This is a genomic window from Xylanibacter brevis P6B11, from assembly GCF_000621825.1.
GTDB classification, from domain to species: domain Bacteria; phylum Bacteroidota; class Bacteroidia; order Bacteroidales; family Bacteroidaceae; genus Prevotella; species Prevotella brevis.
The window spans coordinates 66,218-80,900 of record NZ_JHXG01000010.1 but is presented as its reverse complement, the minus strand read 5'-3'; the positions used below and the strand labels follow the sequence as shown (position 1 = coordinate 80,900).

Here is a 14,683-nt window from a genome sequence, read left to right as displayed (position 1 = left end):
TGTCAACCTTTATTTTTTTCCTTTACTTGTTCTTTTTCTATCGAAGACTGTCTTGATACCAATGGAATAGTTTGTCAACGCCATCTTCAATCTCTACTTTGTGTGTCCAGCCCAGAGAATGAAGCTTCTCAACATCGATCAGTTTGCGCATGGTTCCATCAGGTTTCGTGGCATCAAACTCAACGGTACCTTCAAAGCCAACACTTTTCACAATCAGTTCAGACAACTCACGGATGGTCAGCTCTTTGCCTGTACCCACGTTGATATGACAGTTGCGAATCTCTCCCAGCGAGGGGATGGCTCCACCTCTACCTGCAGAGTGGTTGCGGTCAACGGCACCGTCTGTTGAGGCTCCGAAGTGAACACTTGAATATTTCTCAATGCCAATGATGTCTTTGAAGTCCACATTCAGCAGTACGTGTACGCTGGCATCGGCCATGTCCTCGCTCCACAGGAATTCTCTTAATGGCGTGCCTGTACCCCAGAGGGTGACCTTATTGTTTTCAATGCCATACTTGGCTAAGACGCGTAGGATGTCCTCCTTTGAGGCATCGCCGTTGACGCCTTCTACGGGGCGCTTGTTCAGGTCAATGGCAATCTTCTCCCATTCTCCCTCATGAATCAGTTTAGCCAAATAGATTTTGCGCATCATAGCTGGCATCACATGACTATTCTCCAAATGGAAATTGTCGTTGGGACCATAGAGGTTGGTAGGCATGACGGCAATGTAGTTAGTGCCGTATTGAAGGTTGTACGACTCGCACATCTTCAGACCAGCGATCTTTGCGATGGCATACTCTTCGTTTGTGTATTCCAGAGGGCTTGTCAGCAGGCAATCCTCCTTCATGGGTTGGGGCGCATTTTTGGGGTAGATACATGTCGAACCCAGGAACAATAACTTCTTTACGCCGTGTGCATAGGCCTCGCTGATCACGTTGCATTGTATCTTCATGTTCATCATGATGAAATCAGCGCGATACAGTGAGTTAGCCATGATACCACCCACAAATGCTGCTGCTAATACCACAGCATCGGGCTTCTCTTCATCAAAGAACTTCTTGACGGCAACTTGGTCTGTCAAGTCGAGCTCTTGATGACTGCGTCCTACAAGATTCGTGTAACCTCTCTGCTGTAGGTTGTTCCAAATGGCAGAGCCTACTAGTCCGTGGTGCCCTGCTACGTATATCTTAGAATTCTTTTCTAGTGCCATTATTTCACGATTCCTTTCTCTAAATACTCTGCTAGGTTTGTGCGTACTTTGGCTGCAGCTCCTTCTGCTGCCACTTTGGCCATGTCGCTGTCCACCATGATTTTCACCAATTCCTCAAATGAGGTCTTGTTGGGATTCCAGCCCAGTTTGGCTTTTGCCTTGGTCGGATCGCCCCACAAGTTGACCACGTCTGTTGGGCGATAGAAGTCGGGACTGACTTCGATAAGCACCTTGCCTGTTGCTTTATCGATGCCTTTCTCCTCAGCGCCTTCGCCCACAAACTCCAGTTCAATGCCTACATGCTTAAATGCTGTATAGCAGAATTCGCGGACAGAGTGCTGCACACCGGTGGCAATTACGAAATCTTCTGGCTCCTTTTGTTGCAGAATCAGCCACATGCATTCCACGTAGTCTTTGGCATAGCCCCAGTCGCGAAGACTGCCTAGGTTACCCAGGTAGAGTTTGTCCTGCTTGCCTTGCTTGATGCGAGCAGCGGCCAGCGTAATCTTACGGGTCACGAATGTCTCACCACGGCGTTCACTCTCATGGTTGAAAAGAATACCCGAGCAGCAATACATGTTGTATGCTTCGCGATACTCCTTAACAATCCAGAAGCCATACTGTTTTGCTACGGCATAAGGAGAGTAGGGGTGGAACGGGGTGTTCTCATTCTGTGGCACTTCTTCCACTTTTCCATACAGTTCGGAGGTCGATGCCTGGTAGATACGGCATGTCTCTGTCATTCCCAGCTGACGCACAGCTTCCAGAATGCGCAGCACACCTACAGCGTCAACATCGGCCGTAAACTCAGGTGAGTCAAAAGACACCTGCACATGGCTTTGTGCTGCAAGGTTATAAATCTCAGTAGGGCGAACTTTGCCGATGACACCAAGAATACTCATCGAGTCGCCCAGGTCTGCATAGTGCAGATGAAAGTGACTCTTTCCTTCTAAATGAGCGATGCGCTCACGATAGTCAACCGATGAACGGCGGATAGTGCCGTGCACCTCATAACCTTTATCTAAAAGAAACTCTGCCAGATAAGAGCCATCTTGGCCAGTGATTCCTGTGATTAATGCTATATTCTTCATATTTATTATTTAGTTTTCACCGCTGAACTGCTTGATGCGTTGTTCTTCAGAGAGTTTGCAAATGAGCAGCGTGTTGTCGTTTTCTGCCACGATGTAGCCATCTAATCCCTGTACCACCACCTTCTTCTCTTGCGTGGTGTGTATCATGCAGTTGTGTGTCTCAAATAGGTTGATGTCGTTTCCGATGCATGCGTTTCCATAGAGGTCGCGGCGCACGTGCGACTGTAAAGACCCCCAGGTACCCAGATCGCTCCAACCGAAGTCTGCAGGACAGACAAAGATTTCCTCAGCCTTCTCCATGATGGCATAGTCCACAGAGATATTCTCGCACGAAGGGAACTTCTCGTTGATCACTTCCTGTTCCTGTGGCGTGCCATATACGGGCAGAAGCGATTCGAAGATCTTATTCATCTTGGGCTGATATACGCGGAATGCGTTAACAATCGTCGATACATTCCAGATGAAGATGCCTGCATTCCAGTAATAATAGTTCTTCTTAATATATTGTTGCGCTGTTTCCAAATCAGGCTTCTCGCGGAAAGAGTCCACACGGAATATACCTTTATTACGCAGCGAACTATTAGATAAGTCTGCTTGTATGTAGCCATAGCCAGTCTCAGGGCGGTTGGGCTTCATGCCCAGTGTGACGATGGCATCGCTTTCGTCGGTGAACTCCATACATTCCTTGATCACACGTTGAAACTCCTGAACGTTCATGACAATATGATCACTGGGGGTCACCACGATATTTGCTTTAGGATCCTGTGCCTTGATGCGCCACGATACATATGCGATACATGGTGCTGTGTTTCTGCGACACGGTTCACACAGAATGTTGCCTTGTGGAATGTCAGGCAGTTGCTGACGTACAATATCTACGTATCTTTGGTTAGTAACTACCCAGATATTTTGGGGATTGACCAGTTTGCCAAATCGTTCTACGGTTAGTTGCAACAGTGTTTTGCCAACGCCAAGGACGTCGATAAACTGTTTAGGGCGTTCTGTTGTGCTCATTGGCCAAAAGCGACTTCCGATGCCGCCCGCCATAATCACGAGATGATTGTTAACTTGAGCCATAATTGTTATTGATTTCTTGATTCTTTTGCAAAGATATGTATTTTATATGACATCCGCAAGCAAATGACTATGATTTTTCCTTCTTTCCCTTTAGATAGCTCTTTAACAGCAGATAACCGATTAATAAAGCCACGATAGCCAGTATGCCGCCTACGATGTAGTGGTTGTATTGCCCGATGATGTTTTTTAGTTCTTCATCGCTCACATCTCCTACGGCCGTGTGCAGATACCAGCCCATGGCGGCCAAGATGCTGTGCCATGCGCCAGCACCGATGGTGGTGTAGAGCAGGAACTTCCAGTAGTTCATCCGTGCCAGTCCGGCAGGAATGGATATGAGGTGGCGGATGCCAGGCACGAGTCTGCCTGTCAGTGTAGCCATGATGCCATGATTGTCAAAGTAAGACTCGCTTTTTTCTACCTTTTTCTGGTTGAGTAAACACATCTTTCCCCATTTGCTATTAGCAAATTTGTAGATGACAGGGCGGCCTACATAGAGCGCCACGAAGTAGTTGATAGAGGCACCAATGTCGGCACCAATGGTGGCAAATAGTATCACTAAGAAAACGTCCAGATCGCCTGCAGCAGCACGATAAGCAGCCGGTGCGACCACCAATTCAGAGGGAACGGGAATGACAGTACTTTCCAATAGCATCAAAAAAAAGATGGTGCTATAATTCAGATTGCTTAATAAACTTGATATCCAACTCATAGGTTAATCTTGCCTATTACATAATTATAATATTCTTCTGGAGCCACCTCTTCAGGGAAAACGTTTGAGAAAACATTCTTACATTCCTGTGGGTTCAGTTTGCAGGCCTTATCCAGGTTTTCTAAGAAGCCCTTGGTGTCTTTAAGGTCGTAGCAGCACATCGCCATATAGGCATAACCGTCTTTGACGTCTGTGGGAGCCACTTGGAAATATCTCCTCAGCAGGTCGTAGGCAGCCTTCACCATCTGGTTTTCTAAGAACGACACTGCGATGTGCAGCAGCATCTCTGCCGGTTTAGCCGCCTTTTCCAAGGCCTGCTTAAAGGTCTTTTCTGCTTCCTCCACTCTGCGGCCGTTCAAAAGGATGTGTCCTCTGATCAGTAGCACATGTGCCTTGTCTTCTCCCAGCTTATCCAATTCATCAATGCATGCCAACGCCTCATCTATCTCGTTGTTTGCACAATAGGTTAAAGCCAGTTCGTGGTTGATGTCAGGTAGTAGTACCTCGTTGAATTCTTTGGCTTTTTGTTTGGCTTGCAATAGTTTTTCGATGGCTTCTTGATGTCTGTTCAAGTTGCCCAGACAAATACCGGTGAATAGAAGGGCAGCACAGTTGTCGGGGACGATTGTGAGTGCACGCATGTAGAACTTCAGGGCTTCCTCGTAGTTGCCAAGGTTGCTTAGCCCGTTGGCTTTTGCCAGCATGGCCTCCGTGTCATCAGGGTTTATGGCCAGGGCATATTCGCTGCTCTCCACGGCCTTGGCGATGTCGCCTTTCATCAGCTGGGCATTCGACAGTGAAATCCAGTATTGTGAAGAGTAGGGGGACTTATCTAGTAATTCGTCGAACATCTTTTCGCTGTCTTCGAATTTCCCAAGGCCCAGCAGGGTGTGAGCCATGATCTCCTTGAAGTCCTGTGAATCTTCTTTCTGAGCGCCACATATCCATTTCATGGCCAGGGCATAGTAGCCCCACTGCTCATAGATATGCGCTATGTCAACGATAAAATCCTGTCGCTCAGATGTTGGTATCTTTTCGATTTCAGTTTCGAGATAGTTCTCTGCTTCATCCTCTTTGTTTTGTGCCAATAGGATCTCTACCCAGTCATAGACGTAGTCTGGGCTGTCCGTCTCAGTTATCTGTGCGTAGTATTCCTTGGCAGCTTCAATGTCGTCTCTCTCGAAGGCCTCGTGTATTCTGTAGGTCAGCGGACCGATAGCACCAGGTGAAAGGCTGAGTGCTAGTTGTAAAGCATTCTCAGCCTTTTCCTCCTGTTCGTGCATATGGTAATAGTCCGCAATCTCAGCGAGCTCATTGGCGTCAAGTAAGACAGGAAGTCCAGATTCAACAGACTTCTCGTATTCGTTTAAACGCTCGGTGAACTCTTTGTCGTATGAATCAATGTTTGAGCCTTCGTTTACTGACATCTGATTAAGATCTAAGACCTACAGTCTTGTTAAATACAGGATGCTCTGGTGTTGAGTCGGGATCCACGTTGAAGTATCCAATGCGCTGGAACTGCAAGTAGCTCAATGGCTGCATGTTAGCTGCAAATGGCTCAATGTAGCATTCCTTGTTTACACTCAGAGAATTGGGGTTGATAATCTGCTTCATGGCCGTCACTGCATCACACTGCTGTGCATCGCGGATAGCAGCCATCTCATCGCGTGGATTCTCAACCTTCCACAGGCGGTCGTACAAACGAACCTCTGCCTTCATCGCGTTGTGGCAGCTCACCCAGTGCAGTGTCTTGCCTTTAATCTTACGATCGGCACCGGGCATACCACTCTTCGTCTCAGGGTCGTAGGTGCAGTAGATGGTGGTCACACGTCCCTCAGCATCCTTGTCGCAGGCATGCTCCTCGTCGCACTTAATGATGTATGCATTCTTCAAGCGCACCTCTTTACCAGGAGCCAGGCGCATGAATTTCTTTTCTGCTACCTCCATAAAGTCATCGCGCTCAATCCACAGTTCACGGCTGAATTCCACGGTGTGTGTGCCGTCTGCCTCGTTTTCGGGGTTATTGATGGCTGTCAGTTGTTCGGTCTGACCTTCAGGATAGTTGGTGATCACAACCTTAACAGGGTCCAGGACTGCGCTGACGCGCTGAGCTCTGCTGTTCAGGTCATCGCGAACCACACTCTCCAAAAGTGCAATGTCGTTCAGACCATCCAGTTTTGTATAGCCAATCTTGTCAATGAACTTTCTCAGACTCTCGGGCGAGTAGCCACGACGACGCAAGCCGCAGATGGTTGGCATGCGAGGATCGTCCCAACCGTTCACCAGGTGTTCGTTGACCAGCGCCAGCAAGTTGCGCTTTGACATCAGCGTGTAGCTCAGGTTCAGCTTGTTGAACTCAGTCTGTCGTGGACGGTTGTCTTCAATATTATCGGTTTCGCCCTTCCATTCCTTCATCCATGTCACGAACAGGTCGTACAAGGGGCGGTGCTCCACAAACTCCAGCGTACACCACGAGTGAGTCACGCCCTCCAGGTAGTCACACTGACCATGGGTGAAGTCGTACATGGGGTAGGCGTTCCATTTGTCGCCAGTCTTCACGTGTGGAATGTTCAGCACGCGGTAGATTAATGGGTCACGGAACAGCATGTTAGGATGTGCCATGTCAATCTTGGCGCGCAGCACCATGCTACCTGGCTCGCATTTTCCGCTGTTCATGAAGTCGAACAAACGAAGGTTCTCTTCAATGGGTCGATCGCGGAATGGTGAGTTTGTACCGGGACTTGTTGTGGTGCCCTTCTGTTGTGCAATAGCTTCAGAACTCTGCTCGTCAACATATGCTCTTCCCTGTTTGATAAGCCATACGGCAAAGTCCCACAGTTGCTGGAAATAGTCAGATGCATAATAAACATTAGCCCACTGGAAGCCCATCCATTTGATGTCGTGCTCGATGCTCTCAATGTATTCTGTGTCTTCCTTTACGGGGTTTGTATCATCGAAGCGCAGGTTGCATGTGCCGCCATATTTTTTTGCAAGTCCGAAGTCAATGGCAATGGCTTTCGCATGGCCGATGTGCAGGTAGCCGTTTGGCTCTGGTGGGAAGCGTGTTTGCAGTCGTCCACCGTTCTTGCCTGCTGCCAGATCATCCTTTACCATTTGTTCCACGAAGCTAAGACTTTTCTTCTCTTCGTTTTCGTTCAGTGTCTTTTCTTCCATTTCCGTAAGTTGTTTTTTGATTTTGATTGCAAAGGTACAAAATAAATCAGAATATTCGATTTCTTCACCTTATTTATTTATATAAAACAGGCTAAAAAACGGGCATATGTTGAATAACATATCAAAAAGTTTGCAAGGTTGACTTATATCAATTATCTTTGCACTCGTTATCCTGAATACAATCTTTTTACCTTAAAAAGACTAATACCTATTGAGATATGCCCTTCGTTGCGAAACGATGGGCATTTCGCTTTTTATACGATGTCTTTATTTGATGCCTCTTTCGTTGAGTGCTTTAGCATAGAGTGCTGCGTTGTGCAGGTGCTCCTGATAGTTGCGGGCAAAAACGTGTGTGCCCGAAAAATCGCTGTTGGCGCACATGTACAGATAGTTGTGCGCTTGGCGGTTGAGCACCGCGTCGATGCCTTTGATGCTTGCCACTTTGATTGGGCCAGGAGGCAGTCCGATGTGTGCATAGGTGTTGTAGGGGCTCTCAACGCTGAGATGGTTGTGGTAGATGCGCTTCAGGTTGAAGTCTTTCAAGGCAAACTTCACCGTGGGATCGGCCTGCAAGGGCATACCGGTCTTCAGTCTGTTCAGGTACATCCCTGCTATCATTGGCTTTTCCGCTGTGTTTGCCGTTTCCTCGTCCACAATACTTGCTAGCGTTGCTACTTCATTAGGAGTCAGTCCCAGCTTTTGGGCTTTCTTTTGTCGTTCGTCGGTCCAAAAGGCATCGTGCTCTTTCTGCATGCGCTGCATCAGTTTCTCGAGTGTCATGTCCCAGTAAACCTCGTATGTGTTTGGCACGAACATAGCCACGATGGTGGCCGTGTCGTAGCCGTATTTCTCGCAAATCTCTTCTGATGTCAATGCTTGCACCAGCTCTGTGCTGTCCACCATCAGCTTCTGCGAAAGTCTGCCAGCGAGAAGCTCAGTGGTTCTGGCTTCGGGGATGGTCAGCATCATAGGCTGCTGATGTCCGTTTTTCATGTGGCGGAACACGGTGAAGGTGTTCATTCCTGGTGTGATGAGATATCGTCCTGTTCGTATGTTTTTTTCGTATCCATAGTGTCTGGCCAGCGTGCGGAAACCCGCTAACTGACAACTGTTGGCAATATCTGCAAGTTTCGTGTAAACGGAATCGGGCGTGTCGTCACCATCGATATAGACGAATTGATCTTCGTTGCTTTTAGAGAAAGTACAAAAGAAATAGTAAAAAATGATACTTACGATGATCAGCATCGAGATAGCTGCTGGCCAAAGGTAATATTTGGCTTTTTTCTTATGGTCTTGCATGTGTGTGTATCCCTTTTAAAGTTTTGCAATGCAAAGTTACAGCTTTTTCTGTAATTACGAATACTTTTTGAGGAATTTTCTAATAAAAAATGGATTTGTATGCTTTCTGTAAAAATACCAAAAAAAAGTGTGAAAGCTAAGTGGGTGCTGATGGATTCGAACCACCGAAGTCGAAAGACAGCAGATTTACAGTCTGCCCCATTTGGCCACTCTGGAAAACACCCGTTTTTCAAAAGCGAGTGCAAAGGTATACATTTTTTTTGATATTAGCAAATGTTTTGGAAATAAAGTTTTGTTTTTCCTCCAATAATGTGCAAATTGTAGCTTTTCCACCTTATATTATTGCAATTATTATCCATTTAACTGCCCAATTAGCAGATTTATGCAGTGAAATGCTTGTTACCTCAATTTTTTTTTGTAATTTCGCATCGCTTTTGAAGAAGTTATTTATATAACGACTCAAAAGGTGTATATAACCATTATTCCCAACCACAGGCCATCTGTGAAGAGGGCTGTGGAAAAATCTTAGTTTTTGTGTTAGTTTCCACCATCCGTGATGGATGGTGGTTCTTTTTATCCAGATTTTCAAATTAATTCGGCAGCTAGTGCCGTTAATCGACTAAATATTTATAACTTTGCACCTCAAATCTAATCATAGGTTCAGATGACGAAAAGCTACCATACATACATTTTTGATCTTGACGGCACCTTGCTGGAGACGTTAGAGGACTTGACTGCCGCCGTGAACTATGCCATGAGAACGCATGGCATGCCCGAACATTCCTTGGCAGATGTGCGCCGCTTTGTAGGTAATGGCGTGAAGATGCTGATGGTTCGTGCAGTACCTTCTGGTGAGGCTAACCCTCAGTTTGAGGCTGCCTTTGCCACGTTTCGTGCCTACTATATGGATCATTCTCTTGATACGACGCGTCCCTATGCCGGCATTCCAGAGTTGTTGGCAGAGTTGAAGAGTAGGGGCAAGCGTATAGCTGTGGTCAGCAATAAGTTCTGTGCTGCTACGCAGTCGCTCTGTCGTCATTTCTTCCCCGACACCGTCGAGGTGGCTATTGGTGAGCACGAATCAGAAGGCATCCGCAAGAAACCTGCCCCCGACACCGTGATAGAAGCCCTCAAACAACTGGGTGTGGGAAAAGAGAATGCTGTGTATGTGGGCGACAGCGAGGTCGATCTGCAGACAGCTCGCAATGCTGGTCTGCCCTGTATCAGTGTGCTTTGGGGGTTCCGCGATCGTGACTTTCTGAAAGAAAATGGAGCAACCACCTTTGTAGCTGCTCCATTGGATATCTTGTCTTTATAACGCAACGATTACTGATGCTGTTCGCGCAGCAGGTCGTTGACCGTTTTCACGGGGTTGAACGTACCCAGAGGTACTTCCACGAAGACGGTTGACCAGTTGCTCATGGCACCATTCCAGAGGCCAGGCAACTCAAGTGCTTTCAGCTCTTTGCCGCTCTTTGACTTGCTAGAGATGAAACCAGTGGTCTTGTCAACGAAGTCGGGCAGGTTGAATGGCTTGCCCTGATAGTCCTTGACAGCGCAAACCAGGTCAACGGGGTTGAAGTGTGTGCCCTGGGTGAACATCTTCATGTACTCAGCATTGTTGGTGTCAATCTGTGAGCTCTCCAAAATCTGCAGAGACACGGTGCCATCCTGATTGTAGGTGAGGAATGGCCCACCGCCAGGCTCGCCCACGTTCTTCACCACGCCGCACACGCGCATGGGGCGGTTGAGCTTGCTTCTCAGGTAGGCAGCGTCCACCTTGTTGTTCTTAGGATTGGTGCAAAGGCACTTCTCTACAAACTGTGCAATCTCGGCAATCTGTGCGTCTGTTGGGTTGCTGTCCAACTGGCGCAGATACTCGAATGCCTTTTTCTGCAGCGTTACCAGCACACCAGCGATGACCTGCTTCCACTCTACGGTCTCGGGCTTCAGACGGTCGGGCACCACGTTGTCGATGTTCTTCACAAAGATGACGTCAGCCTCGATCTCGTTGAGGTTCTCGATCAGCGCACCATGACCACCGGGACGGAACAGCAGTGAGCCGTCGGCCTCGCGGAAAGGTGTGTTGTCAGGATTAGCTGCAACGGTATCTGTAGAAGGCTTCTGCTCCGAGAAGGTGATGTCGTATTTGATGCCATATTTCTTGGCAAAGCCGTCGGCCTTCTCTGCCACTTTCTGCTTGAAGAACTCCAGGTGGTCGTGGCTCACGGTGAAGTGCACATGGGCCTCACCATTAGAGGCTGCATAGAGTGCACCCTCTACCAGATGTTCCTCCATAGGTGTGCGAGCACCTTCAGCATATTTGTGGAACAGCAGCATGCCCTTTGGCAGTTGACCGTAGTTCAGACCTTCTTTCTTCAGCATGTTGGCAGCCACTGCCTTGTAGTTGCCCTCGGCCATCAGTGTCTTGATGTCCTTGCCTTCGTTTTCTATGCAGACCTGGTTCAGGGCCTCATAGAAGGCAAACTTCTCAATGTCGTTGAAGTATTTCTTCTCGAAATCGGTGGTAGGCACGTCGTAGTCGGCATCCACAAACGCAAACATGTTCTTGAACATGCGGCTGGCAGCACCACTGGCGGGTACGAACTTCACCACGCGGTGTCCTTCTGCCTTATAGTCTTCCCAAGCTTTTACATACGACTGACGCTCATCTGCTGAGGGGGCCAGAATGCCATTGCCCACGGCAGCGGCAGCCTCCAGACGCAGGAAGGGGAAGCCTGTTTCAAATTCTTTTAGTTGGGTTTCAATCTGCTCCTGGCTGATGCCACGTTGAGCAATCTGTTGCAAGTCTTTTTCTGATAGCATAGTTTCTTATTATATATAAGCGGGTTAAAAATATTCTTTGCCTATAGCAGCGCTGTGATTTCCTCGTCGGTGGCCAGGTTGAAGTCACCGGGAATGGTGTTCTTGAGTGTCGAGGCTGCCAGCGAGTAGTTGAGCTGCATCTGACTGTCGTCGGGGTAGGCCCTGAGGGCATGCAGCATGCCAGCCATGAAGGCGTCGCCTACGCCCGAGGCATCCACCACACCGTTGATGTCGTTGATAGGCGCCTTGAGCAGTTCACCGTCGGTCCACAGCAGCGCCGTGAGCAGGTGGTGGTTGGAGGCCACGATGTTTCGCATGCCCATCAGCCATTTCTTACAACGTGGAAACTCCTTGTGAAGGTCGTCGAACCAGGCGCGATATTCGTCCATTTGCATCTGAAAACTGGAGTCCGTGGCCGTGAAGGGAGGTTGCTTGCGCTGACAGAGAAACTCAAATTCGATGGCATCTCCAAACATCAGGTCGCAGCGCGAGAGGATGCACCTCAGCGTCTGGCGTGGGTCGGCACCATACTGCCACAGGTTCTTGCGGTAGTTGATGTCGAAGGCCACCTTGACACCCAGTTCGTCGGCAATGTCGAGGGCTTCGAAGGTGGCGTCGGCCGAACTCTGCGAGATGGCAGCCGTGATGCCCGATATATGCAGCACGGCGGCATCTTTCAGGATCTCGCGCCAGGGAATCATGCCGGGCTTTATCTCCGAGCAGGCCGAACCGGCACGGTCGTAGATTACCTTGGCCGAGCGCATGCCCGCAGCCGGTTCCATGTAGTATGTGCCTATGCGCTGACCACCAAAGAGGATGTGCCGGCAGTCAACACCCAGTTGCATCAGGTTCTGCATGCCGGTATGTCCAACAGGTGTGTCGGGCAGGCGAGTGACGTATTGCACGTCGTTGCCTAGCATCGCCAGCGACACAGCCACATTAGCCTCGCTACCCCCGTATTTACTGGTGAAGTAGTCGCCTTGCGACAGTCGTTGGTGATCTTGTTTTGAGAATCGCAGCAGCAGTTCTCCGAAAGTCACGAATTTAGTTTTCATTGTTGTGTGTGGGTTATATTCTTTCAACCTGTTTCACGCCTTTCACGGTGCGCAGCTTTTTGATGAGCGCTTCCAGGCGGGTGTTGTCGTTGATCATGATGACCAGGTTGCCACGGAACAGTCCGTCGTTAGAGTCGATGTTGATGCTGCGCAGCACCAGTCGCTCGTCTTTCGAGATAATCGACGTGAGGTTGTTCACGATGCCCAGGTCATCGTTGCCGATGATGCGCAGTGTGATGGCATACTGGCTCGAGCCCTTGCCGCTCCATCTTGCCCTGACCACGCGATAGCCAAAGCGGCGGCGCATCTCGGGCGCATTCGGACAGTCGCAACGGTGAATCTTGATACCGCCGTTCACGGTGACAAAGCCAAACACCTCGTCGCCATAGATGGGATTGCAGCAGTGGGCCAACTGGTAGTCAACGCCCTTCAGGTCTTTGCCGATGACGAGCACGTCGTCGGCAACCTGCGTGTTGGGGTTGGCAAACTTCGAGTCTTCCAGTGTGAACTCCTCGGCCGAACGCGCGATGTTGTCGCCCGTGATGACCTTCTCGCCTTGCTGCAGTTCCAGGTATTTGTCGAACACGGTCTGCACTTCCAGTGTCTCGCGGGCAATGTCGCGATAGAAGTCGCTGGCCTCTTTGTAGCCCAACTTCTTCATCGTGCGCATCATCAGGCTCTCGTCCTGTTCTATCTTGCGGTTGCGGAACTTACGTTCTAGCATTTCCTTCACCAGCAGCGCCTCTTTCTGTTGGGTCTCCTTCAGGGCCAGTCTAATCTTGGCCTTGGCTCTCGAGGTCTTGACGATGTTGAGCCATTCCTGTTTGGGGTACTGAGTAGAGGAAGTGATGATCTCTACCTGGTCGCCCGAGTGCAGTTCCTGGCGGAATGTCACCACCTTATTATTAATGCGCGCGCCCGTGCAAGCCGATCCCACCTTCGAGTGGATGTGGTAGGCCATGTCGAGCACGGTGGCCCCTTTGGGGAATTTCAGCAGGTCGCCCTTGGGTGTGAACACATAGATCTCATCGTCGTAGAGGTCCATCTTAAACTGATCCATGGCCTCTATGCCGCTCGACTCCTCCAGCATCTGGCGGATGCCGTTGAGCCACTCGTCCATGCCGCCTTCGGCCTTCACGCCCTTGTAGCGCCAGTGGGCAGCCACACCGCGCTCGGCGATGTCGTCCATGCGCTCGGTGCGTATCTGCACCTCTACCCATTTCTGCTCGGGTCCCAGCACGGTGATGTGCAGACTCTCGTAGCCGTTGGTCTTTGGCACGGTGAGCCAGTCGCGCATGCGCTTGGGGTTAGAGGTGTACATATCGGTGATCAGTGCAAACGTCTGCCAGCATTGCTGTTTCTCTTTCTCTATCGGACAGTCGATGATGATGCGGATGGCAAAGAGGTCATAGACGCCCTCGAAGGCACACTTCTGCTTCTTCATCTTCTGCCAGATGGAATGGATGGACTTGGTGCGTCCCTTCATGTGGAACTTCAGACCGGCCTCGATGAGCTTCTTCTCGATAGGCGCAATGAAGTTTTTGATATAAGCATCACGCGCACTTTTGGTGGCGTTCAGCTTCTCGCGAATCATGTAGTAGGCGTCGTGCTCCAGGTACTTCAGTGACAGGTCCTCCAGTTCGCTCTTCAACTTGTATAGACCCAGCTTGTGGGCCAGTGGGGCATAGAGGTAGGCTGCCTCTTCCGAGACCTCGCGCTTGCCGGCTTCGTTGTCTGAGTCGCGTATCTGTCGCATCAGGTTCACGCGGTCGGCAATCATGATCAGAATCACACGCATGTCCTCGGCAAACGAGAGCAGCAGATTGCGGAAGTTTTCGCTTTCAATGACGGGGTTCTTCTTGTAGAGCTCCTGTATGCGCAGCAAGCCGTGCAGGATGCGTCCCACGGACTCACCGTAGTTCTCGCTCACCTCGTCGATGGTGGTGTACTCGGCCTCGATGCTGGGATAGAGCAGGACGGCGATGACCGCATCCCTGCGCAGTCCTATCTCGTCGACCACAAGCAGGGCTGTCTGGACAGCAGTGATGATGGGGTTCAGCCCGAATACGTTGCGATGCACGATGTTCTGACTGATGAGCTCCATCAGGTGACTGCGTAACTTCTCCTCATCGGCAGGTTCCAGTGTCGATATGATTTTGTCCTTCAGCTCAGCATAGAGCTGCAGGGCAAGCTCGCGTTCGGGTGCTGTAAATTCTAATAGTTCTGTCATATCCGCCACAAA

11 protein-coding genes and 1 tRNA gene are annotated in these 14,683 nt (G+C 49.6%); 1 reads left to right on the top strand and 11 read right to left on the bottom strand.

The genetic code is table 11. The features are described from left to right. Positions 1–37: 37 nt before the first annotated feature. From T496_RS0106660 to T496_RS0106625, 8 genes are all read right to left on the bottom strand, one after another. The gene (locus T496_RS0106660) at positions 38–1,210 is read right to left on the bottom strand and encodes a GDP-L-fucose synthase family protein (protein ID WP_027450057.1); all 1,173 of its coding nucleotides are present in this window, start codon (positions 1,208–1,210) and stop codon (positions 38–40) included. Beyond that, complete coding sequence (gene gmd / locus T496_RS13655; protein WP_044110774.1) at positions 1,210–2,301, bottom strand: GDP-mannose 4,6-dehydratase; 1,092 nt, start codon at positions 2,299–2,301, stop codon at positions 1,210–1,212. The genes T496_RS0106660 and gmd overlap by 1 nt, the downstream gene beginning before the upstream one ends. Before the next feature lie 9 nt (positions 2,302–2,310). Next, the gene (locus T496_RS0106650) at positions 2,311–3,378 is read right to left on the bottom strand and encodes a mannose-1-phosphate guanylyltransferase (protein ID WP_027450056.1); all 1,068 of its coding nucleotides are present in this window, start codon (positions 3,376–3,378) and stop codon (positions 2,311–2,313) included. Between the two features lie 67 nt (positions 3,379–3,445). Beyond that, complete coding sequence (locus tag T496_RS0106645; protein WP_027450055.1) at positions 3,446–4,087, bottom strand: DedA family protein; 642 nt, start codon at positions 4,085–4,087, stop codon at positions 3,446–3,448. Beyond that, a complete protein-coding gene (locus T496_RS0106640) occupies positions 4,084–5,514 on the bottom strand; it encodes a tetratricopeptide repeat protein (RefSeq protein ID WP_027450054.1) in 1,431 nt (476 codons plus the stop codon). Before T496_RS0106640 ends, T496_RS0106645 begins: the two co-directional genes overlap by 4 nt. A gap of 4 nt (positions 5,515–5,518) precedes the next feature. Next, positions 5,519–7,261, bottom strand: coding sequence for a glutamine--tRNA ligase/YqeY domain fusion protein (locus tag T496_RS0106635; RefSeq protein WP_027450053.1), 1,743 nt, complete (start codon positions 7,259–7,261; stop codon positions 5,519–5,521). 267 nt (positions 7,262–7,528) lie between these two features. Continuing rightward, entirely contained in the window at positions 7,529–8,560 is a 1,032-nt protein-coding gene (mltG, locus tag T496_RS0106630) for an endolytic transglycosylase MltG (RefSeq protein ID WP_027450052.1), read from the bottom strand. A gap of 141 nt (positions 8,561–8,701) precedes the next feature. After that, positions 8,702–8,784: transfer RNA gene (locus tag T496_RS0106625), tRNA-Tyr, on the bottom strand. A 440-nt stretch (positions 8,785–9,224) separates the two neighbouring features. On the opposite strand from T496_RS0106625, the gene T496_RS0106620 reads away from it, so the two are divergent. Further along, entirely contained in the window at positions 9,225–9,878 is a 654-nt protein-coding gene (locus tag T496_RS0106620; RefSeq protein ID WP_027450051.1) for an HAD family hydrolase, read from the top strand. An 8-nt stretch (positions 9,879–9,886) separates the two neighbouring features. Here T496_RS0106620 and T496_RS0106615 read toward each other — a convergent pair whose 3' ends face one another. Genes T496_RS0106615 through T496_RS0106605 form a run of 3 tightly spaced genes read right to left on the bottom strand, consistent with a single transcriptional unit; the run spans position 9,887 to position 14,671 of the window. Then, positions 9,887–11,386: a DUF4301 family protein gene (locus T496_RS0106615; RefSeq protein WP_027450050.1), complete on the bottom strand. Its 1,500-nt coding sequence runs from the start codon at positions 11,384–11,386 to the stop codon at positions 9,887–9,889. Between the two features lie 41 nt (positions 11,387–11,427). Further along, positions 11,428–12,441, bottom strand: coding sequence for a sugar kinase (locus T496_RS0106610; RefSeq protein ID WP_027450049.1), 1,014 nt, complete (start codon positions 12,439–12,441; stop codon positions 11,428–11,430). Between the two features lie 13 nt (positions 12,442–12,454). Beyond that, on the bottom strand, positions 12,455–14,671 hold the full coding sequence (locus tag T496_RS0106605) for a RelA/SpoT family protein (RefSeq protein WP_027450048.1): 2,217 nt from the start codon (positions 14,669–14,671) through the stop codon (positions 12,455–12,457). Between the last annotated feature and the right edge of the window lie 12 nt (positions 14,672–14,683).